We start from the raw sequence: 24,976 nt of genomic DNA, 5'->3' as shown, positions 1-24,976 counted from the left end.
CCCAATGGGTACGATTTTTCGATTAATCGCTATGATGCGTGTGCGCTGGCGACAACTCGGTGGATGCCGGCGTGATGGTTTTGGCTAAGAACAGATACATCGCAGGTACCACGAACAGGGTGAACAAGGTGCCCAGTGTCATCCCACTGGCAATCACTAGCCCCATGGCAAAACGGGCGCCAGCACCGGCTCCAGAGGCAATCAAAAGCGGGATCATGGCGAGCACTGTCGCTGCCGTGGTCATCAAGATAGGGCGTAAACGGATGGCGGTCGCTTCTTCAATCGCCTCACGTTTGGTCCGTCCTTCTTGTTGGAGCTGATTGGCGAACTCGACGATCAATATACCGTGTTTAGCAATCAGACCAACGAGAGTGAGCAAGCCAACTTGAGTGTAAATGTTCAAGGTAGTAAACCCTAGGCTGATAAATATCAGCGCGCCACAGACACTCATTGGCACGGTGACCAAAATAATGATCGCGTTTTTAAACGACTCAAACTGCGCCGCTAAGATCAAGAAAATCACGATTAAAGCAAAGAAGAAGGTCACGACCAGTTGCTGGCCTTCGCTCATAAACTGGCGTGACTGTCCGGCATAATCGACACTAAAGCCTGCTGGCAATTCTGTTGCCGCAATCTCTTCGAGCACACCCAGCGCTTCCCCCAAAGGCACACCAGGGCGCGGTACACCGGAAATTTTCACCGCATTCAGCTGCTGAAAACCGCGTAATGCTTGAGGTTGCACACTTTCCTCTAAGGTCACTAACGTTGACAGCTGAACCAATTCACCGTCTTGGTTGCGGGTATAAAACTGGCGCAATTGTTCTGGCGTGAGGCGTTCATTACGCGCCACTTGGGGGATCACTCGATAAGAGCGGTTTTCCAGTGAAAAGCGTCCCGCGTCCGCCCCGGATAACAATGAGCCCATATCCGCGGCGAGCTGTTGCATATCGACGCCCATCAAAGCCGCCTTTTCACGGTCGATCTTGACCGTTTGTTTGGGGCGGTCAATGCTCAGATCGGTATCGACAAAGATAAACCGCCCAGTCTGCATCGCTTTGCCCACAATATTGTTCGCCACTTCATTAATCGCCTCAAAGGGTTGTGTTGAGCCGATAATAAATTCAACCGGTGTGCCGCCGCCCGGAGACGGCAGTGAAGGGGGCACCAAGGCAAAGCTGCTTAAGCTCGGTTGGCTGTCCATAAAGGGTTGAATCTCGTTTTCCAAAATCGCTTGGGTACTGCGCTCTCGCTCATCCCATGGCGCAAGTACAATACCGGCTATTGCGTTATTGGTGCCGCCAGAGCCATTGATAATAAAGACGTTGTCGATTTCTGGTACATCGTCAATCAGTCGGTTTAATTCATCGGTACTGGCAGACAACGCATCCAGCGTGGTTTGGCTGTCGGCTTCGAGTATGGAGAACACAAACCCTTGGTCTTCAGCGGGCTCAAGCTCAGAAGGACTGGTGATAAACAAAAAATAGCAAGACACTAAAACAATCGCGCCAAACGTGAGGATCACCGCATTGGTATTCAACAAGCTATGGAGTGTGCGTTGGTAGCGATGATGCAATCGGTCAAACTGCTTATCCAGCCAATGCTCAAGGGAGCGCTCTTGGGTCGCTTTATCCGCTTGATAGGGCTTGAGCACATAGGCACACATCATGGGCGAGAGCGTGAGTGCCACCACGCCGGATAAGATCACCGACGCGGCGAGGGTAAAGGCAAATTCAACAAACAACACCCCGGTTAAGCCACCGACAAAGCCGATGGGCAGGAACACCGCGACCAAGGTAGTCGACATGGTGATAATCGGCCACGCCAGCTCGCGCGCGCCTTCCAGTGCGGCTTGTGTTCGGCTTTTACCTTCTTCGATATGGCGGTGCACGTTTTCAAGCATGATAATCGCATCATCAACCACCACACCAATCGCCAGCACCATGGCAAGCAGTGTCAGTAGGTTGATGGAAAATCCTAACAGCCACATTAAAAAGAAGGTGCCGATGAGCGATACGGGGATCGCGACCGCAGGAATGACCACCGAGCGTAACGACCCCAAAAAGCCATAAATCACAAAGACTACGATGGCTAAGGCGAGAATAATCGATATCACTACTTCATCAATGGCATTATCAATATACTCGGTTGAATCATAGGCGATATACGCCGACAACCCTTGAGGCAACTGGGTGGTAATGTCGGCATCCCATACCTGATTCACCGCCTCAATCACATCCAGCGCATTGGCATCTGGCGAGACTTCGATGCCGATAAAGGTGGCATCGAGCCCGTTAAAGTTGACCGATGTTTGGTAACTTTCCGCGCCGAGCTCAACGGTCGCCACATCACTCAAACGCACAACAGATTGGCCATCACTGCTGATCACCAGATCTTCAAATTGTTTCACGTCATGAATGTCGGTGGCGGCGTTTAAATCAATCGCTACGTCTTGGCCTTTGGTGCGCCCTAGCGTCGCAAGCACATTATTGCTGCGCAGGGCGGCAATCACATCCGTACCGGTGAGATCGTACGCGGCCATTTTGACCGAGTCGAGCCAGATTCGCATGGCAAAACTACTGGCACCCAACACATCAGCACGCTGCACGCCGGGAATCGTCGACAGTTGTGGCTCGACCACCCGGACCAAGTAATCGGTAATTTGATTATCAGTGAGGACGTCAGAATAAAACGCGAGGTACATCGCTGCGACCGTTTCCCCCACCTGCAGGGTGACGACGGGCTCACGGGCATCATCAGGGAGCTCTGAGCGCACCTTATTCACCTGTGCGGCAATCTGCGTGAGTGCTTCATTCGGATCGTAATCAAGGCGTAAATAGGCTTCGATGGTGCTCACACCAGCGGTTGAGGTGGAGACTAAGTAATCAATCCCTTCTGAGGCAGCGATTTCACGCTCCAGCGGCGTAGTGATAAAGCCTTGAATCAGGTCGGCATCTGCACCGATATAAGTGGTAGAGACACTGACCACTGCATTTTTGATCTCGGGGAATTGACGCACATTCATGTCGGTGATGGCGCGTAAGCCGAGCAAGATAATGAATAGGCTCACCACGGAGGCCAAGACGGGTTTCTTGATAAAGACGTCGGTAAATCGCATCGAATCGCTCCTATTGATTCACAACGTTGGGATCAAGATCTTCGCTCGGCTGAACACGCTCATTGTCACTGATCTTGATGTTGCTGCCGTTACGGAGCTTGAGGAGGCCGGAGGTAACGATACGGTCACCGGGTTGAAGGCCGTCTTTAATCACAATCATGTCACCGCGGCGCGCGCCCGTTTGCACAAAGCGCTGTTGTACCGTCAATGCATCGTCTTGCTCTTGGATCACGAAGACTGCGTTGCCATACGGATTAAATTGAATTGCGCTTTGTGGTGCCAGCAAGACATTTTGCGTTTCTTCACCTTGATCAAGGCTCACGCGTGCGAACATACCTGACCGTAAAACGGCATCTGGGTTGTCAAAGGTGGCTTGAATATCGACACTGCGACTCGACGGCGTCACAACCGGCGAAATTGCAGTCACTGTGCCGGCAAAGACCTCGTCAGGCTGTGCGCTAATCGTGGCAGAAACGGTTTGACCATTTTTCAACGTGCTGAGTTGCTGTTCCGGCAAGGTAAAGTTGAGGTGAATCGGGGTCACTGACGTGAGTGTCGCAACCGCTGTCCCCGGGGACATTAATTGGCCAAGACTGACTTCTCGGATGCCAATGATGCCGTCGAAAGGCGCGGTTAATGACTTTTGCTCAATGCGCGCTTTTTGGCTGTCGACAGCGGCAATCGCTTGTTTGGCTTCGCTTTCTTTGCGCTTTAGCTCTGACTCGGAGATGTTTTTATCTCTAAATAGCCGCTGATAACGCCGCAGTTCAAGTTGTGCCAGTTCTGCCACGGACTCGAGCCGACGCAATTCTGCCTCATCAACGCTGGCATCTAGCGTGAGGAGCAATTGTCCCTTTTTCACCGATGTCGCGTTATCGAACATAATATCGTTGACAATGCCGCTTGCCTCGGTGGTTAGCTGGGTTTCATTAATGGCCGCAAAACTGCCAATAGTGGTCTGTTGTTCACGCCAAGGGTGGGTTGAGACTGTGGTGGCCGTCACGGTGACCGTGGGGGCAGGCATGTTGTCAAAGAATTGGTTCATAAAATGGTTGCCTACCGCTTTGTAAGCAAAAATTCCCCCAAAAAGGAGACCACATGCGACTAACATAATAATCAAACGTTTTATCATAAAAATCCCTGAACAGAGTTGCTATCACCACCCTTGGCTAACAAGTACAGACGAAGGCGCAAAAGGTCGATTAAACCAATAACAAATACTGAATTGACCAATACAAACCTTATCACTGTTTGGTTCATTAATTGCGAGTAAATTGATGATCTTGTGGTATGACGCAGCTTAACGTTATCTGTAAGATGGAATAAGGAGAGAGCGGATGCTATTAAATGCAAACAGTACGGTGAACGAAGCGGCGCTGCGTGCCGTGGCGCATATGCCAACGCGCAGTTTGCCGGTGCTGGTGGATAACAGCTTCAGCCAAAAACTAACAGATGCGGACTTGATGCGCATTGCGGTGCTGCTAGCCCAAAAAAGCGCTGAGGAAGGAGGATGCCCCATCGGCGCGGTGATTATTGACAATGAAACACGTCATATAGTGGGCAAAGGACACAACACCTTGGTGCAAGAAAATCATCCCTACAACCACGGTGAAACGGCCGCGATACGTGATGCCGGGCGAATCGACTTCAGCCAAACAACTTTGTTTACCAGTTTAAGCCCATGCGATGTGTGCGCGGCATTGATCGCCATGCGCGGTTTCTCTCGAGTGGTGGTCGGGGATATCACCAGTGCGAGCGGTAACGAGACGGTGCTGCAAGAGAAAGGGGTGATGGTTGATGTGCTGGAAGATCCACAGGGCATTGCGCTGTATCAGCAATTTAGAGCCGAGCACCCCGAACAAGAGTTGGAAGATTGGCAAGGTGTGAGTGCCGTAAACGCTCGACAAGGATGAAGCGCCGCGCAAAGGCGGCGCTAGTTACTCGACAAAATAAGATTTAGCTATTGATCACGTGAAGAAAGTGCAGATGCTTTTCGTAGTGATCCAGCATATCTTCAATCACTTGCGCTTGATTGTAGCCCGCAATATTGTATTGCTGCCCGCCTTCCCGTAAGAATACCTCTGCACGATAATGGTGTGGCGTATCCAATGTCTCATTATCCGCTAAGGTTTTTAGGTTAAACGTGTGGCTGGCATAGGCACGGGCTCGTACTCCGTAAATAAAATCAGGGTCATTGCCGTGGTGAACTCGCAGATAGCAGCGATCGTGTTCGCGGTTGATACTGACATCCAGCGCCTGCTTCTCAAGCTCTTCGGCGACCGCACGCATCGCGGGCTCAATGGTTTTATCCAACATTACAGCGATTTCCTGCCACTCAGGTGAAGCCACTAAGGTTTGTAGGCGATTTTGCCAGTTTTCTGCGTAATGTGGACTATGGCGCGTCACATTGCCCGGTATCGTCGCCAGATGTTGGAGACTATCGCGTTTGAGAGCCTCCATTTTTAACGCTTTAAGCAAACCAAAGCCAACCGCGAGTAAAATGACCGCAAAAGGCAGTGCCGAAGTCAGAGAGGCTGCTTGCAGTGCAGATAGGACATTGCTACCGCCAGCCACGACCAACGCTGAGGCGACTAAACCTTCGGCAAGCGCCCAGAAAATACGCAATTTTACCGGCGACTCGCCATCATCCTTGGACGTTAAGGTATCGATCACTAATGAGCCCGAATCGGATGAGGTGACAAAAAAGGTGATCACCAATAAAGTTGCAATCACGGAGGAGACACCTGCCAACGGGAAACTATCCAAAAAGTGGAATAACGATGTTGAACTGTTGGCAAATACTTGGTCTACCAAGTTTGGCATGGTGTTGGTAAGAATACCGTGTAGCGCGGTATCGCCAAACACAGTTAGCCAAATAAAGGTGACACCGACAGGGACAAAAATGACGCCAAGAATGAACTCGCGGATCGTCCGGCCGCGAGATATCCTTGCGATAAACATCCCTACAAACGGTGACCAAGCGACAAACCACGCCCAGTAAAAGAGTGTCCATCCCCCTAAAAAACCATCTGTACTTTCATCACCCGTATAGGCGTAGGCATTAAATGTCATATCAACCATTGATGACAAATAGGTGCCAATATTTTGCCCCAATGTTTCGAAAATAAAGAGGGTAGGACCTACCGCCACGACAAAGAGCAGTAAGGCAATCGCTAGCCAGAGATTTAAATCAGACAATCGACGGATGCCTCCATCGAGCCCTAGTACGACTGAGATGGTGGCGAGTCCCGTCACACAAGCAATCAGTATTAACTGCACGCTGGTTGTTGTCGGAATATCAAATAAATAGTTCAAGCCTGCGTTTATCTGCATCACGCCCAAGCCCAAAGAGGTAGCAATACCAAACATGGTGCCAAAAACAGCAAATACGTCGACGGTATAACCAATTGGGCCATGAATACGTTTACCAATTAGAGGATAAAGCGCTGAGCTAATGCGAAGTGGTAAACGATGGCGAAAACTAAAATAGGCGAGGGCAAGGGCGACAATGGCATAAACGCCCCATGCATGTAACCCCCAATGGAAAAAGGTCATGCGCATTGCTGCTTTAGCCGCTTCTGCGGTATTGCCTTCGCCAACTACTGGGGTCGCATAGTGAAATACTGGTTCGGCGACCCCGTAAAAAATTAACCCGATCCCCATGCCAGCAGAAAAAAGCATCGCAAACCATGAGTGGTAGCTGAACTCGGGCTCACTGTGATCCGGGCCCAGCTTAAATTGGCCATAGCGGCTCAGTGCAAAAATCAAGGCCAGGCCAAGGTATAGCCCCATCGCGAGTAAGTAAAACCAACCAAAGGTGTCGATGATCCAAGCTTGCGCGCTACCAAATAGCGCGCCGGCGGTATCTGGCACGCTAATGGTAAAAATAACAAAAGCCGCGATTAAAGCGGCGGCAGGATAAAATACCGGCGGGTTAATGCCCGCGCTTATTGATGAGTGTTCGTGACGCATAATGAGTTTATTTGCCTGTGAGTGAGAAATTGTCGGGTTAACGTGTTCTTTTTTTCGAGCGACCGTTAATCCAAGCCATTGGTGGCATCGCAGGCATATACAGTGCGGGAAACGAATCTCGAGATGACTGATATTGAGGCGATTTTTTCTGATTCATCGCGTCTCTCCTTATCTCTGTTTCAGTGAATGTGTTGGTGTACTTTGGCGAAAACGCTACAATCATGAAAACGAATTTTTATAATAGGGTCATCACAAATCATGATGCGTGAGTCAGGCGCCGTGCGAGAGCTCGATCTCGTGGTTCTTAAAACCTTTGTCGCCGTGGTAGAAAAGGGTAGCTTTACCCGAGCTGGAGAGAGCTTATACCTTGCGCAATCTACCGTGAGTGCACATATGAAACGGCTCGAGGCACTATTTGAAAAACCGTTGCTGCAACGAGGGCAGACTGCTGTACTGCCTACTCCTGCAGGTGAGCGGTTATTGGCGCATGCCAGACAGCTACTTAGGCAAAATGCACTCGCTTGGCAAGAGATGACCGACCAACGGCTAGACGGCGTCGTTCGTTTAGGGATCCCTGATGATTACTTAATCTATCTTCCTGAGGCGCTCTCTATGTTTGAGGCTCGTTACCCAGGAGTAGAGCTTGAGGTGAGCTGTGGTTTGAGTGTCGAACTGGTACAAGAAGTAAAAGCCGGTGCGCTAGATATCGCGATAACGACGCGTCAGCCTAACAGCCCGGGTGGCGAAGTATTGCGCGCCGAGCCGATGACGTGGGTCACGGGTGTGGGGCACGATACGCATCAGCGCCAACCTCTACCTTTGGCGCTGTCTAAGCAAGGGGTGTGTATTTTCCGAGAGCGTGCACTGGCGGCCTTAACATCAGCCGGTATTACCCATCGAATTGCGTATTCGAGTGCAAGTTTGTCAGGGCTTTCGTCAGCCGTTCGTGCAGGGCTAGCGATTACGGTGTTAACGCCATCGATGATGGGGGAAGGGCTTAGAGTACTTGGTGAAGAGGAAGGGTTACCGAAACTCCCCAATACTGAAATTACGTTGCATCAGCGTCAAGGTGACTTATCGGGGGCTGCGATTGCACTCATACAACAGTTGCGTGACAGTGTCATTTTCAAACCACATCAAGATGCGCTCGTCAATAAATAGAAGAGCGTGTCTCGGTTTGATGTTTGAGGGTATGACGTATCGCAAACATGGACGCTTTACTGCGCTGACATGACAATACATTCGGTTATACTTCTTGCGAAGCAACCAACGTGAAATGCTGCTTAATGACCAACTGGGTACGAAGGCTAACCATCGTTTGGCTGACCATGCTTTCTTTTCAAGTTTGGTCGGCAACCTCTGAGCCGCTCAAATAGCGTCCGCTGCGGAACGCGGCGAGATCGAAAAACTTCGTCAACATTATTTTCAAACAGGAGCGTTATGACGGGTAATCCTCCGCTATCTAGTCAACAGGCTGCGCTGTTTCAAAGCCTCAATGCGCACGGTATTTCAGTAAATATATACCGCCATCAGCCTGTCTATACGTGTGAACAAGCAGACGCGCTCGGTTTGCATACTGATGCAAATCCGACCAAGAATTTGCTGTTGAAAGACAGAAAAGGAAAACAGTTTTTCTTGGTGGTGTTACCGGGCAAAGCCACCGTCAATTTAGCCGGATTGAGTGAAGCCTTGGGCACGTCTCGCCTATCGTTTGCGTCGTTGCAGCAACTTGAAACCTATTTACAGGCACAATCAGGCGCCGTATCGGTATTTGATGTAATGAACGATCCTGAGCATCGGGTCAGTTTGGTGATCGCGAATGCGATATGGCAAGTCCAAGCGGTGGAATGCCAGCCTTTTTGTCACGATCAAACTTGGGTTATTGCCACCCAAGATCTCGCCCGCTGGTTAAGCGCTATAGGCCGAGACTATCAAACGGTGGAGCATGTCGCTTAAACGATAGCGATGGCTGTTGGCAGCCATCGCTAACTAACTGCTACAGCAGGGCGAGAATCGCCTCGGCACTGGAGACTTCAAAGCTTTTTGGCGCTTCAACGTTCAAATGCGTGACGATGCCATTATCAATCACCATCGCATAACGCTGTGAGCGAATACCCCCAAACTTCCCTGAGTCCATTTCCAGGCCCAGCGCTTGGGTAAAACTGCCATCGCCGTCGGCCAGCATATGAATCTGATTGGCGTTTTGTGCTTCGCCCCACGCCTGCATCACAAAGGCATCGTTGACGGAGACGCAAGCAATCATATCGACGCCTTTTGCTTTAATCTCATCCGCCTTCACCACAAAGCCCGGTAAGTGCGATTCTGAACAGGTTGGGGTAAAGGCACCCGGCACTGCGAACAGCACAACCTTCTTGTTGGCGAAAAGGGCAGGAATGTCGTGGGTTTGCATGCCATCTTCGGTGAGTTCACTGAGCGTCGCGCTAGGTAAAGGTTGTCCTTGCTGAATCATGATGACTCCTTTAATCGTTGTATGATTGTTCATTCTCAGCATAACATGCGTATTCATAAGCAAACATATTCGTCCCCATCCGAGTCTCTTTATCGGTATCGTCTGTTTATCATTGTGTGCTTAGAGTAAACTATCGTTCACTTCATTCTGTTAATTTACATTGCGTTTATGTCATCTTCTTACTCTTTTCCCAATGTCCATCAGGCTTACCACGCCCATGTCTACTATGAGGCTGACACCGAAGCGCAGGCGGATATTATCTATCAAGCAGCCGCTGCATCGTCACTGCCTATCGACCTTGGCCGCTTTCATCGCAAATGCGTTGGCCCACACCCAAAGTGGAGTTTTCAGATCGCTTTTGACAAAGCCGCGTTCGATGAGGTGATGACATGGCTTGAGACGCACCGGGGCGATTTAACCGTGTTCTTGCATGGCGTGACGGGCGATGACTACATAGATCATACTGACCATGTCGGTTGGATGGGTTCGCCTGTTGAACTCAATCTGGCCATGTTTAAGCCCAAGCAATGAATACGTTTCTTGACTATCCGGCGCTCCTGATTTGGCATGGCGATGACGAACTCTCGTTTGCATCCGATCTGGCGTCCCTTGAGGCGCTGTGCGAAAACGTGATCACAGAAGACGACCGGCTGGTGGATAGCCAAGGCGTATGCTGGTTGAGCCAAGACGGCGGTCAGCACTGGCAGCCGAGTGGGCAAATCATGCCACTTGAGCAGCTCGTGGCACATGTCCAAGCGCATTATGCGCAATTGGGTCAATGCTGTGTGGGAAAAATTCAATTCAAAGATAGGGCCGCCGCCATCAAGAATGTGGCGACGGTCCCTGAGAATTAACGGCTGTCAGCAATGCGACGTGACACTTTTAACGAAAAGTGCGGACCAATACGCTTGATGTTCAAGCGCTGCTTGTGGCGCAATCGAATGTGGCAAAGCTCAAGTATCAAACCAAATGCCATCGCAACATACACGTAGCCTTTGTTGATATGAATGCCAGCACCTTCGGCCATCAGCAGCACGCCGAGTAGCACTAAGAACAGCAAGGCCAAGGTTTTAAACCCAGGATAACGGCTGACCAGATTATTTACGGGTTCTGCCGCGATCATCATAATGATGGCGGCGGTAATAATGGCGGCGACCATCACGGGCACATCTTGGGTAAGACCCACCGCAGTGATCACTGAGTCCATTGAAAATACCGCATCTACCGCAACGATTTGCAGCAAAATCACTGCCATACCGGTGCGCACTTGTGTCGAGTGGGTAATGGGTTCGCCATGGCCCAACCATGCCCACAGCTCTTTGGTACTTTTTAGCAGCAAAAAGCCACCACCAAACAGCATGATAAGGTCTTTACCGGTAACCGGTTCCGTACCAATCGTAAACAGTGGCGCGGTCAACGACATGACCCAAGCGATGGAGAGCAACAAGCCAATCCGGCTGATCACGGCAAGACCAATACCCAAGGTACGCGCGAAGCGGCGTTTCTCTTTGGGGAGACGCTCACACAATACGGAAATAAAGACTAAGTTATCGACACCCAACACCACTTCAAGGGTCAGAAGGGTAAAAAAGACCACCCAAGTTTGGGGTTCCATAAAGAGTGTTAACATACGATTGCCTCCTCATTAAAGGAAGCGGGGGAGGGCATAACACGACATCGGTCGCTGTCCATGGATTTTTGATTACCTCTGTGACTAAAGAGCGCTTATAAAAGCACTCACTTGACACCTTGGCAAGCAGACAAACAGCGAGTTGACCAAAAATTGACAAAGCATGTAATTGATCAAACCTGTTGCTGAGTAAAACTCATCATGTTGGATTTAAAGAGGGAATAACAATGAAAAGAGGCTGGATAATTGGGTTATTGTCCTTAATATTGTCCGGATGCTTAGGCATGCCGAAACAAGTCACTCCCGTCAACGACTTTGAGCTGAACCGCTATTTAGGCACTTGGTATGAAGTCGCGCGACTGGATCACTCTTTTGAGCGGGGTTTATCGGATGTCACCGCAACATACAGCTTACGTGAAGACGGCGGCGTCAAAGTGATTAATCGTGGCTACAGCCGTGAAGAGGGTCAATGGCAAGAGGCAGAAGGCAAGGCGTACTTCGTTGAAAACGATAAGACGGGGTACCTGAAGGTTTCATTCTTTGGGCCTTTCTATGGCTCCTATGTGGTGTTTGATTTGTATGATGATTACCAATATGCCTTTATTTCGGGTCCTGACCACGATTACCTATGGCTGTTATCGCGCACGCCAACTGTCTCGGAGTCCGTGAAGGAGCAGTTTATTGCAGCGGCGAAACAGCGAGGCTTTGCCACCGAAGAGCTGATTTTTGTCGAGCACAGCCGCACGGACCCCAAACACAAGAAAACCCAGCAGTAGAAGAGAAGCATCATGCGAAAAACAGACAAGAAGTATGACAAAGCGATTCGAGAAGCACTGACTGACGTCTGTGAGTTGACAATGGAAAAGGTCGAGGGGTTTGAATGGCTCACGCATGAGGTGAATTATCAACGCTTTCCACAAAGCTTAACCGTGCGGCTGATGTTTAAAGACAGGCAAACGCTAGCTAGCTTTGAGCAGAGTGATGACTACCAGCGCGCACTGGATGATATGCAATCTCGCCTTGCAGCTGCAGGGGTCACACTGAAAAACATTACGCGCCATGTCCAGTTAGGCACTCTGTAAGGCTGTGATTATTCGCACACTTACCGGTTGGCTGACACGCTACAGTGTAAAGTCGGTCATGAGGAGAGTGCTGTGTATCAACTCGATACGTCAATTTGGATAGCTGATGGCGAGGCTGTTCCCTTTTTCACGCTGCCCTACACCACACGTATGGTGGTGGTGAGGCTTGCCGATCAGTCCCTATGGATTCACAGCCCGATAAAGCTCACTGGCGCACTGCGCAGTGAACTGGCGTCGTTAGGGGCCGTTCGCTATTTAATCGCCCCTAACCAGTTGCACCACCTCTACTTAGCCGAATGGGTTGAGGCCTTTCCCGAGGCGCAACTTATTGGCACCCAACAAGTGGCGAAAAAGCGAAAAGATTTACGATTTGATTATCATTTTGAAGATCTGCTTGAGCCCGCTTGGCAAGATGATATTGCCCAGTGTTTGGTTACAGGGTCTCCAGTGATGACAGAATGCGTGTTTTTTCATCGGCAAAGCCAAACGCTGATTGTCACTGATCTTATCGAAAATTTTCGTCCAGAGGCATTTTCACCTTTTAAACGCAAAATTGCCGAGTGGTCAGGTGTGACAGCCCCCAATGGTAAGACACCACTTGATTGGCGATTAAGCTTTTGGTTTCACAAAGACGAATTAGCAACACACATTCGCACCTTGATTCATTGGGCACCACAGCGTCTTGTCATGGCACATGGCGAAATCATTGATGAGGCGGTGCCCCATTTATTGCGCGCTTTTTCATGGTTAGGGAAAGACAAACTGACCGCCCCAACGGATTAAACCAAGGAGCAACGGTATGGAAGCACGAATTAGTATCATCACATTGGGGGTTGCAGATCTCTCTCACTCTTATGATTTCTATCGCCAGTTGGGATTCCCCACGCATAGTCATCCCGAAGAGGGGATTGTGTTTTTTAGTACGGCAGGCACACGCTTGGCGCTGTACCCCATTGATGCCTTGGCTGATGACATTAAACCTGGCACAGCTGTGGCGGAGACGGGTTTTGGTGGCATTACGTTGGCGCATAATACGCGGTCCAAAGAGGAAGTGGATGAGGTGTTGGCGTTGGCAGAGCGATGTGGCGGTCGTATTGTTAAACCCGCACAAGACGTTTTTTGGGGAGGCTACAGCGGCTACTTTGCCGATCCGGATAACTACCTTTGGGAAGTCGCTTATGGCGATTGTTGGCAGTTTGATGATAACGGCAGCCTTGTCTTGGACTAGTGACAGTCATAAAGGTGAACGCGTCGTCTACTTACATGATGACTTTCGATAAAGACATGGAGAGCGCAACAAGCAATGGAAAGCAAAAACCATCAATCGGATACACATGTTGTTTTTAATCAACCAAAGCCGTTGGAAAATTATAATGCCTTCACTGCGGACCGTATTTTACAGTATTGGGTCGCGCAATTTGGCGGGCAATGGGGTGAAGACCGTTTAACCTCGTTTGGTGGCCGTATCGGCGGCGACCTGTTAGAGGCGGGTATGGATGCGAATCAGTTTCTGCCCACTTTCCGGCCTGTTGACCGCTTTGGCTATCGAATTGATCAGGTTGATTATCATCCGGCGTATCATCAGCTCATGGCACATGCTATCGAGCATGGCCATTGCGCCATGCCTTGGTGTGAAAAAGCCTCGGGGCGTCATGTGGTTCGTGCTGCCATGGCATTTCTTCACACCCATGCGGATCCGGGCTCTGGCTGTCCGCTCACCATGACATTTGCCAGCGTACCCGCATTACAAGCTCAAGCAGATATCGCAGAAAAATGGCTGCCTAAAATCGTGAGTGGTCGCTACGATGGACGTAACATTCCTTGGTTTGAGAAAGCGGGTGTCACTATCGGAATGGCAATGACCGAAAAGCAAGGAGGATCGGATGTGCGGGCTAATACAACCTATGCAACGCCTTGTGAAGCGCCCGGAGGAGGTAAACGTTATTCACTGGTGGGGCATAAATGGTTTTGTTCAGCACCCATGAGTGATGCCTTTCTTGTTCTCGCACAAACTGACCACGGTTTGTCCTGCTTCCTGGTTCCACGTTGGCGAGAAGACGGGAGTAAAAACCCGATTCAAATTCAGCGTCTGAAAGACAAGCTAGGAAACCAATCAAATGCCAGTTCGGAAATTGAGTTTCGTGATGCGCAGGGGTGGCTGTTAGGTGAGCCAGGAAAGGGGATTAAAACCATTATTCAAATGGTGGCATTAACGCGCTATGACTGCATGATAGGCTCTAGCGCTCTTATGGCACAAGCCACCAAAGAGGCCGTTTGGCATACTGCAGGTCGTGAGGTATTTGGTAAACCTTTGCACCATCAGCCATTAATGCAAAATGTTTTGGCTGATCTGGCCTTAGAGTCAGAAGCCGCGCTCGCGATCTCCATGCGATTGGCTCGGGCGCTTGAACAACTGGATAACCCACATGAAGCCGCCTTGGTTAGGATTGGCACGGCTATTGGTAAATATTGGATTTGTAAGCGCGCAGTACAACATACCTATGAAGCGATGGAGTGCTTGGGTGGGGTGGGTTATGTAAACGAAAATGTCGCCAGTCGGCTTTATCGTGAGGCACCTGTTAACGCCATTTGGGAAGGATCGGGTAATGTGCAATGTTTGGATTTACTCCGAGTGCTGACTCGAGAGCCGGATACTGTATCGGTCTTCATTGCAGAATTACGCTGTGCGACAGGGGCGAATGACGCTTTTGATAGAGCGGTAGATCTGCTGGAACGACACCTAGGTAATGCTGAGATGTTAGCTTATCGTGCTCGCCAAGTGATAGAGAAAATGGCGATACTGTGGCAAGCTGCGACACTGTTGCGTTATGGAGAACCAGACATTGCCGAGTCCTTCGTGCAAGCGCGTGTCGAAACCTCAGAATATCATCAATATGGTACGCTCCCTTCGCACATTGATATGACAGCGATCATCTCTCGCGCGATGCCGCAGTCCAGCGGATAAGCAAGAGGCCACTTAAAGGCGTCTGGAAAGACGCCTTTTTAGTCTCTAAACCCCGTTGCCTTACGCGGCTGCTAGCGTTTGCGCTTGACGGTTTGCATGCCAGACCAAGCCAAAGCCAATAATCACCACCGCACAGGTTGACAGCATCACCGTGGTGACGGCGATCAAGCCGGAGGCTGCAAACGCAGACACCACGGCGCTCGCCACGAAGCAGACCATCATTTGTAAGAAGTTCAACAGCCCCGCAGCGGTCGCGCTACAGGATTTGAAATCTTCCAAGGCGCGATTGACGACCAGTGGGTAGATGGCACCGTTCGCTGCTGCGAGGAAACAAAACGGACCTAAAATTGCCCAGATGTTGGTGACGTCGGTGCGCCAGCTGATCAAAAAGATAACCACGACACTGATGACAAACAGCTTAAGCAGCCAAGGTAAGATACTGTGATCTTTAAGCTTGTTGAGGGCATGACGACAGGCATAACCACCGACGACAAAAGCAATGGTTTGTGGAATATAGCTCAGACCAATATCCGCTTCGGTATAACCCATGGCGGACATCACGAACGGTGACCCTGTCAGATAGGCAAAAAATGCAGCGGAACAACCCGCGAAAATGAGCATATTACCGATGAATTTTTTTGATTTAAAAACTTGTTGGTAGTCACTTTTAAGTTTATCAATAATTTTAGTGTCTTGTACTGGCTTAGCTAAGCTTTCTTTTTCACGTAGAGTAAGAGCAACGAAAACAAGTCCTAGTACAAATAAAACCACAAAAATACTGCGCCAATCAAAATGCTGGAGTAAGTAGGCACCTAATAATGGTGCTAGAGCTGGAGATAAGGCAACTAATGGCATGATAGTGGCGAACACTTTCTGACCTAGTTTACCCTCATAGCGATCAATGACCACCGCTTGCCAAATCACAATCGCGCTACATGCGCCCAATGCTTGAACAAGACGTGCACCGAGTAGCAGATAAATATTACTCGCGAAAAGGCATACGACAGTTGCGACAATATAAAGAAGCAAGCCGATCAATAGCGCAGGCTTACGGCCAACGCGGTCGGACAGCGGACCATAAACCAGTTGACCGCAAGCCATACCAAGCAAAAATATACTTAAGGTCAACCCAATATTTGCGGACGATGTAGCAAAATCGACTTGCATGGCTTCAAAAGCGGGCAGATACATATCAGTGGCTAAAAAGCCCAGCATACTTAGCCCTGCTAGCCAGAACAGAGTGATAAACGGCACTTGTTTGTTCATTTTTTATCTCTTGATGTAAATAATAGTGTAACAAGCAGTTTATGACTAACAATCTATGCTGTGAAACGCTATGATTTGAACATTGCTTTCAAAAAAATTGATTTGAATGTTTTCTTACCAAGATTTTCAAGTGATAGACGTGGTCGCACGGCGAGGAAGCTTTTCCGCGGCGGCCGACGAGTTGCACAAAGTACCGAGTGCGGTGAGCTACACGGTGCGCCAGATTGAAGACAAACTGGCGGTTACCCTGTTTGAGCGGCTTCATCGTCAGGTTCGGTTGACGGCGGCGGGGGAGTTTTTTGTCTCTCAATCGCGTGAGATGATTAAGAACATGGAAACTATTCGCCAGCAAACACAACGTGTGGCCAATGGTTGGACACAAAGTGTCGCGTTAGCGCTGGACAACGTCGTGCGCGAAGATAGCGTCAATACGCTGGTGCGGGATTTCTACGATGCGTTTCCTGATGTCGAGCTGTTACTAACCATGGAAGTGTTTAACGGCGTATGGGATGCGTTGGCGGATGATAGAGCCGATATTGCGATTGGTGCCACGGCTGCCGTGCCAGTGAGCGGCGCGTTTCGCTATCGGGAAATGGGCACCCTGCGTTGGCGGTTTGTGGTGAGCCCCTCGCATCCACTCGTCCAGTGTGCCCAGCCACTGGCTAATGATCAGCTCGCGCCGTATCCGGCTATCTGTTTGGAAGACACTTCGCGCCGTTTACCGCGCCGTACCACTTGGCTATTGGATAATCAGCGCCGCCTCACGGTACCGAATTGGCACAGTGCCATGCAATGTTTTAAGGCAGGGTTAGGCATTGGTGTGATGCCTTCACACATGGCAGAAGATGCGATTGCGAGAGGAGAGCTGGTGGAGCTTGCGCTTGAAGAGCCGCTATTAAGCAGTCCGTGCTGCATTGCATGGCGCTCGGATAAAGAATCACCACCGGTGCGCTGGCTGCTCGATTACTTAGGCGATAAAGAGCAGCTGCAGCACCAGTGGCTATAAGCTAGGAGGAGGGCGTATCGAGCGTACGCAACGTTTGGTACCCCGCCCAGACTCGTGTTGCTGCCGTAATTAAACAGGCTGCGCCAAAGATGCCGGCAATCCACGCCATGTATGTTGGGAAAAGGCACATTAACACAAAACTCGCGATGGTCTCCGTTCCTTCGGTGATCCCGCCGATGTAATACATCGACTTATTGGCGTAAACCGGGTTATCAATCTGGTGTTTGCTGGCCATAATTGCAAACGCTAAAAAACTTGCGCCAGTCCCCATAAAGCAAAACAGCAAAAAACTGGCGGCGATGGCGTTATTGGCCGGATCGGCTAGCGCAAAGCCAAAAGGAATGGCCGCGTAGAAGATAAAATCGAGGGTAATATCTAAAAAGCCCCCCGCGTCCGTGAGCCCTTGCTCGCGGGCGAGCGCACCATCAAGGCCATCAAAAAGTCGGTTGATGATAATAAACACAAGCGCCAGCCAATACATTTGTAGCGCGAGAGCGGGCACGGCCAGCAAGCCAATCAAAAAGCCTGAGAGCGTGACGGTATCGGGTTTTACCCTCCATTTTGTAAGCTGCACCGCTGCCTGCTTCAATGGCCAGCGGATTATCGCGATGGCGTAACGATCAAGCATTCTGCATCTCCTCGTGCGGTGCGGGGTCAGTCGGGCGAGCCGGCCAATTTAAACAGCGGCTCTGATCCGCAATATCCTCGGCATCATGCGTCACAATCAACGCAGGAATGTTGCGCTGCGCGATTTGCTCAAACACAAAGGCCCGAAAATCCCGTCGCAGCGGCTTATCCAGCTTACTAAAGGGTTCATCAAGCAAGATGGTATCGGGCGCGGCGAGTAATGCACGCAACACACTGATTCGCGCACGCTGTCCGCCCGAAAGCTGGCTGGGGGCATAATCGGAAAACTCCGCCAAATTGACTGATCCTAATGTTGCGATAGCTTGATCGCGTTTTTGTGCTTTATTCATCGAGGATGGCAACGCAAACGCCAAGTTTTGCCACACATTTAAATGCGGGAAGAGTAAATCATCTTGAAACAAAATCCCAATACGGCGCTGCTCCGGCGGTAAGTGATCAAAGGGCTTACCATTTAACGTCAGCTGACCGCTGTAATGCATGGGCGGTTGGATGTGCCCCGCCAATACACTCAGCAGACTCGATTTTCCGCAGCCACTAGGCCCCATCACGGTGAGTATTTCTCCCGGAGCGACCGAAAATGACAGCTCACGCACCAAACATTGATCAGGCGCGTTTATGGTGAGTTGGTTGACACACAGTGTCATGGTGTTGAGCTCCTGAATAAGTTGGTGTTGATTTAGGTAAAAGGCGACGTTCAGCGATGCGGCTCAGCACAGTGGCTAAGGCGAAAACGACAAGTGGAAGCATCGCTTGCATCAGCCCATACAGGCCACTGATACGGCGATCAAGGCCGCTCGATAAGCTAACCGCCTCTGTGGTCAGGGTATTAATGCGTCCCGCGCCCAGCAATTGTGTGGGTAGGTACTGCGCTAAGCTAACGCTTGCGCCGACCGCCCATGCCAAGATAATGGCGGGCAAAAGGAGTGGCAGTTTCACTCGCCACCATGCAAGCGTGGCGCTGACACCGAGGCTTCTGGCGGTTTGCATAAGACGCATATCAAATTGCTGCCACGGCCCATCGAGTGCGAGGTACACGTAAGGAAACGCGAAAAAAATGTGAGCCCAAAGGGTTGCCGGCACGTGCCACTGGCCGGGAAGGCTATACACCGCCACCTGAATACCGAACAAGATAGAGAGTTGAGGAACCAATAATGGAATAGCGATGACCGCTCTCGGCACTGAGCGTTGCTGATTGACCGAACGTTCCAGACATCCGATAGCAAATAGCAAGGCGACACTGGCGCTGATCACCGCCAGAACAATACTGTTCCCCGCCAATGACCACACATAGCTAAGCTCTTGCTCCCAAAACCGTAAGCTATATCGGCTGGGTAGCCAATCGGGAAATGACCAGCGCAGCGCGAATGACCACATCAGCAACACAGGCATAATTGCAAGGGGAGTGATAAACACCGGCCACCAGAGTGATTTGCCGGGTAACCATGCGTGGCGGCGCCCCGTGTATTGCCAGCGATTGAGACATTGGCAACCAAGCCACGCCAAAAAGCGAAATAGCAATAAGGCCAAGCCACACAGAGCAAACAACAGCAAGGCACCGGCTGAGGCTCTAGGCAATAGCGCTAAATCAGGGTCATTAAACCACTGCCATACCAATACCGCATAGGTGGGCGGCGTATTCGGCCCAAGGATCATCGCCACATCAACCACTGAAAGACTGTAGGCGATGACGGCAAAAATCGGGAAACGCATTTTGGCCAGCCAAAGCGGAAGAATGACTTTTAACCAGGTTGCGGTGCGGTTATACCCGAGGCTGGTTGATACCATCGTCAGTCTAGACACATCAATTTGACGCAGCACCGATAGACTCATCAATAGTAAGAACGGGGTTTCTTTTAGCGTCAGCGCCAAGGTGAGCCCAATAACATAAGGGTCTTGTACCAGTGCCCAAGTCACGGGTTGATCGCCGAGAAGGGGACTTAATAGGCGAAACAGCCAACCCGACGGGGATAGCAGCAAAACCAGACCAATCGCAAACGCGACGTGTGGTAATGCCAGTAGCGCAGGCAAGCGTGCACTGATCGTTTGCCAAATAGGCGTGTGCCAAGTAGTCTGTAAAATCATAAAGCTAAGTGCTACCGCGAGCAGGCTACTGCCTAACCCCGAGATGAGCGTTAGCTGAATAGATTGTGATAGCCCCGGCCATGCCATGACAGCTTGCCAGCCGCTAAAATTAGCCTCTGTCAGCCCTAGTGTGGGTAAGAATGCAAAGGCGGTCGCGAATAAGCCGCCCACCCCTGGCAACAAGGGGAGGCAGCACACTGTTAGGGTAATGGCAAACAGCAAACGTGCCATATCAACCTCTTTCTATTGGCCGTAGCGTTTCAGCCAAGCGCGCTCAAGCGCGGTTTGCCAGCTTGGGTGTGGCTCGGGTTGGGTGTTAAAGCGGCTGACTTCGGCGGTGTCAGGCAGCTTCACCACGGGTGGATCGCCCCATACTTGGGTATCGGCTTTGCGCAGCTGTGCCTTTTCGCTCATTAAGAAGTTGATGGCGACCATGGCGCCGGCTTTGGCATTAGCGTTGTATGGAATCGCCATAAAGTGAATGTTAGACAGCGCGCCTTGGTCAAAGGCAAACGCACGCGCTGATGGGGCAAGTTTTCCAGAGGCCACCGCCGCTTTTGCTGCATTGGGGTTAAACGCTATCGCGACGAGAAGCTCCCCATCGTCCAACAGTTGGATAGTTTCAGCACTACCCGATGGGAACTGCGCGCCTTCGCGCCAAGCGACTTGGTGCAGTTGGTCGAGATAGCGCCACAATGGGGCGGTCACGGTGTCAAAATCCACCTCATCAACCGGCAGGTACAGGGCTTCGGGCGAACCTGTCAGCTCAAGCAGCGTCGCTTTCAGAAAACTGGTGCCGTGGAACTCAGGGGGTTTGGGATAGCTGATACGGCCAGGGAAGGCTTTAGCTAGATCTAGCAGCTCGGCAAATGATCGAGGCGGATTAGCCAAGGTTTTCTGATCATGGATAAACACCAGCTGTCCCACCCCCCAAGGCGCTTCGAGGCCGTCTGTTGGCTCAGTGAAGTCTTCTTCAACCGGTAAGCTTTTATCGACAATTTGCCAATTGGGGAGCGTGCTGACAAAAGGGCCGTACAGCAAATCATTTTCCTTCATCGATTTGAAGTTTTCGCCGTTAATCCAAACCATATCGACACTGCCGCCGTTATCCTTACCGGCGGTCTTTTCGGCAAGCAGGCGATTGACGGTTTCAGCGATATCCGCCACTTTGACATGTTTAAGTGTGACACCGTAATCGCGTTGTAACTCGCGGCTTGCCCAGCGCAGGTAAGCATTGATCTCTTGATTGCCGCCCCATGCGTTAAAGTAAACAGTTTGACCTTTGGCTTGTTGCTCAATTCTTTCCCAACTGTTGTTTTCCTCGCTTGCAGAGGCAGTAAAACTGGCAGTACTCGCAATTGCCAATGTTAACGCCGCTATCCAGTGTTTCATTGTCATCTTCCTTTTCAATTAGTGACGCATCCAACGATGATACTTTTCGACCCAGTTAAGCAGCTTCTCGGGTGCATGGGCTTGTTTCCACATCCCAGCGGTATACTTCACCGCTTCACTCATGGTCGGATACGGATGGACGGTGCCCAAAATTTTATTTAGTCCTAACCCGTGCCGCATGGCGAGAGTAAATTCTGCGAGCAACTCGCCCGCATGCTCGCCAACAATAGTCACTCCCAGAATGGTATCTTTTCCTTTCGGTGTCAGCACCTTAATAAAACCATGATCATTGCCATCAGCAATCGCGCGATCCAGATCATCAATGCCGTAATAGGTCACTTCCACTTCTTGCTGATTGGCTTTGGCTTCTTTTTCATTGATACCTACGCGCGCGACTTCTGGCGAGGTGTAAGTCGCCGCCGGCATCACTGAATAATCGGCTCGGAAGCGTTTGAATTGACCGAATAGTGCATTCACGGCGGCATACCACGCTTGGTGGGCACTGGCGTGGGTGAGCTGAAACGGCCCCGCTACGTCACCCACCGCATAAATATTGGGATAGACGGTTTGCAGATACTCGTTGACTTGGATAGTGCCACGCTCGGTTACGGGAATATCGAGCTTTTCGAGACCAAATCCCTTGGTGTTTGCACTGCGCCCTAACGCGACTAGCACCGCATCAAATGAGACAGACTTCTCACCGTCAGGCCCATCGAGTAAGGCGATTTGCTCATTATCACTGTGTTCAAATGCTTTGACTTTGTGCTGTGTTAAAACCGTGACGCCGTCACGTTCTAACGCCTGTTCAACCAATTGGGCGGCATCTTTATCTTCGCGGCTGAGAAGTTGGTCGGCCATTTCCGCGAGCGTTACCTGGCTGCCTAAACACGCAAAACTTTGTGCCAATTCTGCGCCAATGGGCCCCCCGCCCAAAACCAACAACCGCGGCGGTAGTTCATTCAGGGACCAAATTGTATCTGAGGTGTAATGCGTGACCTCAGCCAAACCAGGAATGGGGGGCAGCATGGGGCGTGCGCCTGTGGCAATTACGATGTTGCGAGTGGTCAGTCGCTCGCCGTTCACCTCCACTTCCCATGGCGAAACGATGTGCGCTTCGCCTTGTACACACTCCACGCCGAGTTTGGTGTAACGCTCGACCGAATCGTGAGGCTCAATGTGGGTAATCACTTGTTTAACCCGTATCATCACCGCCGAAAAATCAACAGCTGGCGTTTGGGTATGAATGCCAAACGTTTTGGCCTTGCCAATTTCTCGCATGGTTTTTGCCGCGCGTATTAGCGCTTTTGAGGGAACACATCCGGTGTTTAGGCAGTCACCTCCCATCGAACCTTTTTCAACCAGTGTGACTTTTGCTTTTACCACTGCAGCGATATAACTCGATACCAAGCCGCCTGCACCGGCACCGATCACCACCATATTGCGGTCAAACTGTTGAGGCTTGTTCCAACCTTGATAGCGTTTACGACGCGTGATCCAAGCCATGACCCACTTTGCCAGTAGTGGGAAAACACCCAGTAATGCGAGAGAGCCAAGCACCGAGGGAGACACCACATCGCCGAGTGCACCGATTTGGGCCAGTTGGGTCCCTGCATTCACGTAGACTGCGGTACCCGGCAACATACCGAGCTGACTGACCCAATAGAAGGTGCGGGTTTTGAACGAGGTTAGCCCCATCACCAAGTTAATCAGAAAAAACGGGAAAATAGGGATCAGGCGAAGGGTCAACAAATACAAGCTGCCGTCTTTCTCAATGCCACGATTAATGGTATCGAGCTTATTGCCAAATTTGGCTTGGACCCAGTCACGCAGCATAAAACGGCTGACCAAGAAGGCGAGAGTAGCGCCAATCGAGCTGGCAAAGGAGACCAATACCAATGCCCACCAAAAGCCAAAGAGTGCCGCGCCCAATAGACTGGCTACGGCCGCTCCCGGCAACGACAGGGCGGTCATCACCACATAGCCGGCGAAAAACACCAAGCTCGCGGTGGTCGCATTTTCAATAATGTAATCGTTCAATGCCGCTTGTTGCGCCTTGGCGTTTTCAAGTGTCAGCCATTGGCTGAGATCAAAACTAAACCAGAGGGTAATAAGTGCAGCAATCGCAAAGCCAAGTAAGAGCTTTTTTATTGGCATACGGTATCTCGTCAGGTAGCAAATAGGATCCAGTTATAACATTAGGTGCTGTAGATTAATTAACTGGCTGATTTTTCTGTTGCATTAAGAAACTGTGCTCTTAATCGTACCTTGAATCAGACCTGATCGATCGCAGGAGACTTTCACATGGAGTGTAAAAAAAGTGTGGTTGACGCTTTTTTGAGCGAAAAGAGAGAAGCGACACCGCCCTAAGGCGGTGTTGGACGCGAACATTGCTCACAGAAAAAGTAGAGTCAGAGTAGAGAGTGTTATTGTGAGGTGTTATTTCTCTAGATGTTGTAATAACTCTTGGCGGCGTTGGGGTGGGACAACTGACCAGTGTTTGCCAGTAATCGCGCCTTCTAGTGACCATAATAGCTCCAAGCTTAGGTCTTTATCATGTGCAGAGACGAGTGCTTTGTAGGCGTTGACTGCTCCCTGTTGATGAAGGGATTCAGGCGAGTCGATCCCTGCCTTTTTCAGCATTCTTTCGGTGGCGAGTCGAAGGTTTGGGAGATCTTTCAATCGCGACGGACTGGTTTCGGTTTTTAGCGAACGATCGCGAATGGCAACATCGAGTGCACTTTTAGCTTCACTGATGAGTTTTTGGTGATTGTCCCACCAAGTATCAGGGATGGCAAAGTACTTGGTGACCACCGGGAAACCACGTTTCTTGTATACATAGGGAGCGAGGCCCTGTTGTTTAAGTAAAGCTTCGTTTTCTTTGCCGGCGCGTAGATGAAGGGTGTTATTGACGACAAGGGCGAACATGGTGTCTTCGCAAAATAAGCCAAATCCGCCGAACATGGATCGGGATTTGATATTGCCAAAATTGGCAAATAAACGCATCGCGTCTTTTAAAGCTGGTTTATCCATTAATAACAATCTCGATGAATGCAAATGCCTAAAAAATAGTACCGTAGTGTAACAAGGCAAACAGGCAGAATTGTCAGCGAGTTATCAAAATCTCAACGATGATACATCGTAAGTTTTGACGCTATCTTCAGCTTTATAACAATGATGCTGGCAACCCCGCTACCGTAACTAACTGATTGAATTTTATCAGCGTCCATAGGCCGGTGGCTTTGCGTCCCATGCTTTCGCCATGGTTTGCCTTGTTCAAACAGGGATAAGCATATAATAATTAGACAGTGATGTCGCCCTCACTAACCACACAAAGTGTGATTTTGGTTC

23 protein-coding genes and 1 riboswitch are annotated in these 24,976 nt (G+C 50.4%); of the genes, 11 read left to right on the top strand and 12 right to left on the bottom strand.

Features of this window, described 5'->3' with window-relative positions:
* Positions 1-22 precede the first annotated feature (22 nt).
* A complete protein-coding gene (locus tag BZG72_RS05730; protein WP_077666326.1) occupies positions 23-3,115 on the bottom strand; it encodes an efflux RND transporter permease subunit in 3,093 nt (1,030 codons plus the stop codon).
* A gap of 10 nt (positions 3,116-3,125) precedes the next feature.
* Positions 3,126-4,247, bottom strand: a complete 1,122-nt coding sequence (locus tag BZG72_RS05725) for an efflux RND transporter periplasmic adaptor subunit (protein ID WP_077577869.1) — start codon at positions 4,245-4,247, stop codon at positions 3,126-3,128.
* Positions 4,248-4,452: 205 nt separating this feature from the next.
* On the opposite strand from BZG72_RS05725, the gene BZG72_RS05720 reads away from it, so the two are divergent.
* Positions 4,453-5,028 (top strand): nucleoside deaminase, encoded by a 576-nt coding sequence (locus BZG72_RS05720; RefSeq protein WP_077666325.1) that lies wholly within the window; start codon positions 4,453-4,455, stop codon positions 5,026-5,028.
* A gap of 43 nt (positions 5,029-5,071) precedes the next feature.
* Here the strand turns inward: BZG72_RS05720 and BZG72_RS05715 are convergent, their stop codons facing one another.
* Positions 5,072-7,087 (bottom strand): BCCT family transporter, encoded by a 2,016-nt coding sequence (locus BZG72_RS05715; protein WP_077666324.1) that lies wholly within the window; start codon positions 7,085-7,087, stop codon positions 5,072-5,074.
* Between the two features lie 258 nt (positions 7,088-7,345).
* Here BZG72_RS05715 and BZG72_RS05710 point away from each other — a divergent pair, with 258 nt between their 5' ends.
* Both BZG72_RS05710 and BZG72_RS05705 read left to right on the top strand, forming a co-directional pair.
* Positions 7,346-8,248, top strand: a complete 903-nt coding sequence (locus BZG72_RS05710; RefSeq protein ID WP_197075722.1) for a LysR substrate-binding domain-containing protein — start codon at positions 7,346-7,348, stop codon at positions 8,246-8,248.
* Positions 8,249-8,527: 279 nt separating this feature from the next.
* On the top strand, positions 8,528-9,043 hold the full coding sequence (locus BZG72_RS05705; protein ID WP_077666323.1) for a prolyl-tRNA synthetase associated domain-containing protein: 516 nt from the start codon (positions 8,528-8,530) through the stop codon (positions 9,041-9,043).
* Between the two features lie 40 nt (positions 9,044-9,083).
* On the opposite strand, the gene BZG72_RS05700 is transcribed toward BZG72_RS05705, so the two are convergent.
* Complete coding sequence (locus BZG72_RS05700; RefSeq protein ID WP_046073324.1) at positions 9,084-9,557, bottom strand: peroxiredoxin; 474 nt, start codon at positions 9,555-9,557, stop codon at positions 9,084-9,086.
* Positions 9,558-9,725: 168 nt separating this feature from the next.
* Here BZG72_RS05700 and BZG72_RS05695 point away from each other — a divergent pair, with 168 nt between their 5' ends.
* Both BZG72_RS05695 and BZG72_RS05690 read left to right on the top strand, forming a co-directional pair.
* Complete coding sequence (locus BZG72_RS05695) at positions 9,726-10,088, top strand: DOPA 4,5-dioxygenase family protein (RefSeq protein WP_077666322.1); 363 nt, start codon at positions 9,726-9,728, stop codon at positions 10,086-10,088.
* Positions 10,085-10,411 (top strand): DUF4144 family protein, encoded by a 327-nt coding sequence (locus tag BZG72_RS05690; protein ID WP_077666321.1) that lies wholly within the window; start codon positions 10,085-10,087, stop codon positions 10,409-10,411. Before BZG72_RS05695 ends, BZG72_RS05690 begins: the two co-directional genes overlap by 4 nt.
* Here the strand turns inward: BZG72_RS05690 and BZG72_RS05685 are convergent.
* On the bottom strand, positions 10,408-11,187 hold the full coding sequence (locus BZG72_RS05685; RefSeq protein WP_077577861.1) for a TerC family protein: 780 nt from the start codon (positions 11,185-11,187) through the stop codon (positions 10,408-10,410). The genes BZG72_RS05690 and BZG72_RS05685 overlap by 4 nt on opposite strands.
* A gap of 227 nt (positions 11,188-11,414) precedes the next feature.
* Here BZG72_RS05685 and BZG72_RS05680 point away from each other — a divergent pair, with 227 nt between their 5' ends.
* The 5 genes from BZG72_RS05680 to BZG72_RS05660 all read left to right on the top strand — a co-directional run bounded on the left by BZG72_RS05680 (position 11,415) and on the right by BZG72_RS05660 (position 15,234).
* Positions 11,415-11,963 carry a lipocalin family protein gene (locus tag BZG72_RS05680; RefSeq protein ID WP_077666320.1) on the top strand — a complete coding sequence of 183 codons (549 nt, stop codon included), beginning with the start codon at positions 11,415-11,417 and terminating at the stop codon, positions 11,961-11,963.
* A 12-nt stretch (positions 11,964-11,975) separates the two neighbouring features.
* A complete protein-coding gene (locus tag BZG72_RS05675; protein ID WP_077577859.1) occupies positions 11,976-12,269 on the top strand; it encodes a hypothetical protein in 294 nt (97 codons plus the stop codon).
* A 72-nt stretch (positions 12,270-12,341) separates the two neighbouring features.
* Positions 12,342-13,052 (top strand): DUF4336 domain-containing protein, encoded by a 711-nt coding sequence (locus BZG72_RS05670; protein WP_077638456.1) that lies wholly within the window; start codon positions 12,342-12,344, stop codon positions 13,050-13,052.
* Between the two features lie 16 nt (positions 13,053-13,068).
* Complete coding sequence (locus BZG72_RS05665; protein WP_046073317.1) at positions 13,069-13,497, top strand: VOC family protein; 429 nt, start codon at positions 13,069-13,071, stop codon at positions 13,495-13,497.
* A gap of 75 nt (positions 13,498-13,572) precedes the next feature.
* Positions 13,573-15,234 (top strand): acyl-CoA dehydrogenase family protein, encoded by a 1,662-nt coding sequence (locus tag BZG72_RS05660; protein ID WP_077666319.1) that lies wholly within the window; start codon positions 13,573-13,575, stop codon positions 15,232-15,234.
* A 60-nt stretch (positions 15,235-15,294) separates the two neighbouring features.
* Here the strand turns inward: BZG72_RS05660 and punC are convergent, their stop codons facing one another.
* Positions 15,295-16,500 (bottom strand): purine nucleoside transporter PunC, encoded by a 1,206-nt coding sequence (gene punC, locus BZG72_RS05655; protein ID WP_077666318.1) that lies wholly within the window; start codon positions 16,498-16,500, stop codon positions 15,295-15,297.
* A gap of 106 nt (positions 16,501-16,606) precedes the next feature.
* On the opposite strand from punC, the gene punR reads away from it, so the two are divergent.
* A complete protein-coding gene (gene punR, locus BZG72_RS05650) occupies positions 16,607-17,506 on the top strand; it encodes a DNA-binding transcriptional activator PunR (RefSeq protein WP_046073314.1) in 900 nt (299 codons plus the stop codon).
* 1 nt (position 17,507) lies between these two features.
* Here the strand turns inward: punR and BZG72_RS05645 are convergent, their stop codons facing one another.
* The 6 genes from BZG72_RS05645 to BZG72_RS05620 all read right to left on the bottom strand — a co-directional run bounded on the left by BZG72_RS05645 (position 17,508) and on the right by BZG72_RS05620 (position 24,658).
* Positions 17,508-18,134, bottom strand: a complete 627-nt coding sequence (locus BZG72_RS05645; protein ID WP_077666317.1) for a CDP-alcohol phosphatidyltransferase family protein — start codon at positions 18,132-18,134, stop codon at positions 17,508-17,510.
* Positions 18,127-18,798: an ATP-binding cassette domain-containing protein gene (locus BZG72_RS05640; RefSeq protein WP_077666316.1), complete on the bottom strand. Its 672-nt coding sequence runs from the start codon at positions 18,796-18,798 to the stop codon at positions 18,127-18,129. Before BZG72_RS05640 ends, BZG72_RS05645 begins: the two co-directional genes overlap by 8 nt.
* A complete protein-coding gene (locus BZG72_RS05635; RefSeq protein ID WP_077666315.1) occupies positions 18,758-20,467 on the bottom strand; it encodes an ABC transporter permease in 1,710 nt (569 codons plus the stop codon). Before BZG72_RS05635 ends, BZG72_RS05640 begins: the two co-directional genes overlap by 41 nt.
* Before the next feature lie 12 nt (positions 20,468-20,479).
* Complete coding sequence (locus BZG72_RS05630) at positions 20,480-21,634, bottom strand: ABC transporter substrate-binding protein (RefSeq protein ID WP_077666314.1); 1,155 nt, start codon at positions 21,632-21,634, stop codon at positions 20,480-20,482.
* Between the two features lie 12 nt (positions 21,635-21,646).
* The gene (lpdA, locus tag BZG72_RS05625; protein ID WP_077666313.1) at positions 21,647-23,782 is read right to left on the bottom strand and encodes a dihydrolipoyl dehydrogenase; all 2,136 of its coding nucleotides are present in this window, start codon (positions 23,780-23,782) and stop codon (positions 21,647-21,649) included.
* 282 nt (positions 23,783-24,064) lie between these two features.
* Positions 24,065-24,658 carry a TfoX/Sxy family DNA transformation protein gene (locus BZG72_RS05620; protein ID WP_077666312.1) on the bottom strand — a complete coding sequence of 198 codons (594 nt, stop codon included), beginning with the start codon at positions 24,656-24,658 and terminating at the stop codon, positions 24,065-24,067.
* Positions 24,659-24,804: 146 nt separating this feature from the next.
* Positions 24,805-24,907, bottom strand: a riboswitch (cyclic di-GMP riboswitch).
* Between the last annotated feature and the right edge of the window lie 69 nt (positions 24,908-24,976).

The sequence above is a fragment of the Salinivibrio sp. PR6 genome (assembly GCF_001995955.1).
GTDB classification, from domain to species: Bacteria; Pseudomonadota; Gammaproteobacteria; order Enterobacterales; family Vibrionaceae; genus Salinivibrio; species Salinivibrio siamensis.
The sequence above is the reverse complement of the archived record's forward strand: the minus strand, read 5'-3'. Positions and strand labels throughout refer to the sequence as shown.

What these genes read in the sequence shown, in the direction of transcription:
- BZG72_RS05730 (WP_077666326.1), bottom strand. Translation starts at nt 3,115, where the DNA reads ATGCGATTTACCGACGTCTTTATCAAGAAACCCGTCTTGGCCTCCGTG.
- BZG72_RS05725 (WP_077577869.1), bottom strand. Translation starts at nt 4,247, where the DNA reads ATGATAAAACGTTTGATTATTATGTTAGTCGCATGTGGTCTCCTTTTT.
- BZG72_RS05720 (WP_077666325.1), top strand. Translation starts at nt 4,453, where the DNA reads ATGCTATTAAATGCAAACAGTACGGTGAACGAAGCGGCGCTGCGTGCC.
- BZG72_RS05715 (WP_077666324.1), bottom strand. Translation starts at nt 7,087, where the DNA reads ATGCGTCACGAACACTCATCAATAAGCGCGGGCATTAACCCGCCGGTA.
- BZG72_RS05710 (WP_197075722.1), top strand. Translation starts at nt 7,346, where the DNA reads ATGATGCGTGAGTCAGGCGCCGTGCGAGAGCTCGATCTCGTGGTTCTT.
- BZG72_RS05705 (WP_077666323.1), top strand. Translation starts at nt 8,528, where the DNA reads ATGACGGGTAATCCTCCGCTATCTAGTCAACAGGCTGCGCTGTTTCAA.
- BZG72_RS05700 (WP_046073324.1), bottom strand. Translation starts at nt 9,557, where the DNA reads ATGATTCAGCAAGGACAACCTTTACCTAGCGCGACGCTCAGTGAACTC.
- BZG72_RS05695 (WP_077666322.1), top strand. Translation starts at nt 9,726, where the DNA reads ATGTCATCTTCTTACTCTTTTCCCAATGTCCATCAGGCTTACCACGCC.
- BZG72_RS05690 (WP_077666321.1), top strand. Translation starts at nt 10,085, where the DNA reads ATGAATACGTTTCTTGACTATCCGGCGCTCCTGATTTGGCATGGCGAT.
- BZG72_RS05685 (WP_077577861.1), bottom strand. Translation starts at nt 11,187, where the DNA reads ATGTTAACACTCTTTATGGAACCCCAAACTTGGGTGGTCTTTTTTACC.
- BZG72_RS05680 (WP_077666320.1), top strand. Translation starts at nt 11,415, where the DNA reads ATGAAAAGAGGCTGGATAATTGGGTTATTGTCCTTAATATTGTCCGGA.
- BZG72_RS05675 (WP_077577859.1), top strand. Translation starts at nt 11,976, where the DNA reads ATGCGAAAAACAGACAAGAAGTATGACAAAGCGATTCGAGAAGCACTG.
- BZG72_RS05665 (WP_046073317.1), top strand. Translation starts at nt 13,069, where the DNA reads ATGGAAGCACGAATTAGTATCATCACATTGGGGGTTGCAGATCTCTCT.
- BZG72_RS05660 (WP_077666319.1), top strand. Translation starts at nt 13,573, where the DNA reads ATGGAAAGCAAAAACCATCAATCGGATACACATGTTGTTTTTAATCAA.
- punC (WP_077666318.1), bottom strand. Translation starts at nt 16,500, where the DNA reads ATGAACAAACAAGTGCCGTTTATCACTCTGTTCTGGCTAGCAGGGCTA.
- punR (WP_046073314.1), top strand. Translation starts at nt 16,607, where the DNA reads ATGTTTTCTTACCAAGATTTTCAAGTGATAGACGTGGTCGCACGGCGA.
- BZG72_RS05645 (WP_077666317.1), bottom strand. Translation starts at nt 18,134, where the DNA reads ATGCTTGATCGTTACGCCATCGCGATAATCCGCTGGCCATTGAAGCAG.
- BZG72_RS05640 (WP_077666316.1), bottom strand. Translation starts at nt 18,798, where the DNA reads ATGACACTGTGTGTCAACCAACTCACCATAAACGCGCCTGATCAATGT.
- BZG72_RS05635 (WP_077666315.1), bottom strand. Translation starts at nt 20,467, where the DNA reads ATGGCACGTTTGCTGTTTGCCATTACCCTAACAGTGTGCTGCCTCCCC.
- BZG72_RS05630 (WP_077666314.1), bottom strand. Translation starts at nt 21,634, where the DNA reads ATGACAATGAAACACTGGATAGCGGCGTTAACATTGGCAATTGCGAGT.
- lpdA (WP_077666313.1), bottom strand. Translation starts at nt 23,782, where the DNA reads ATGCCAATAAAAAAGCTCTTACTTGGCTTTGCGATTGCTGCACTTATT.
- BZG72_RS05620 (WP_077666312.1), bottom strand. Translation starts at nt 24,658, where the DNA reads ATGGATAAACCAGCTTTAAAAGACGCGATGCGTTTATTTGCCAATTTT.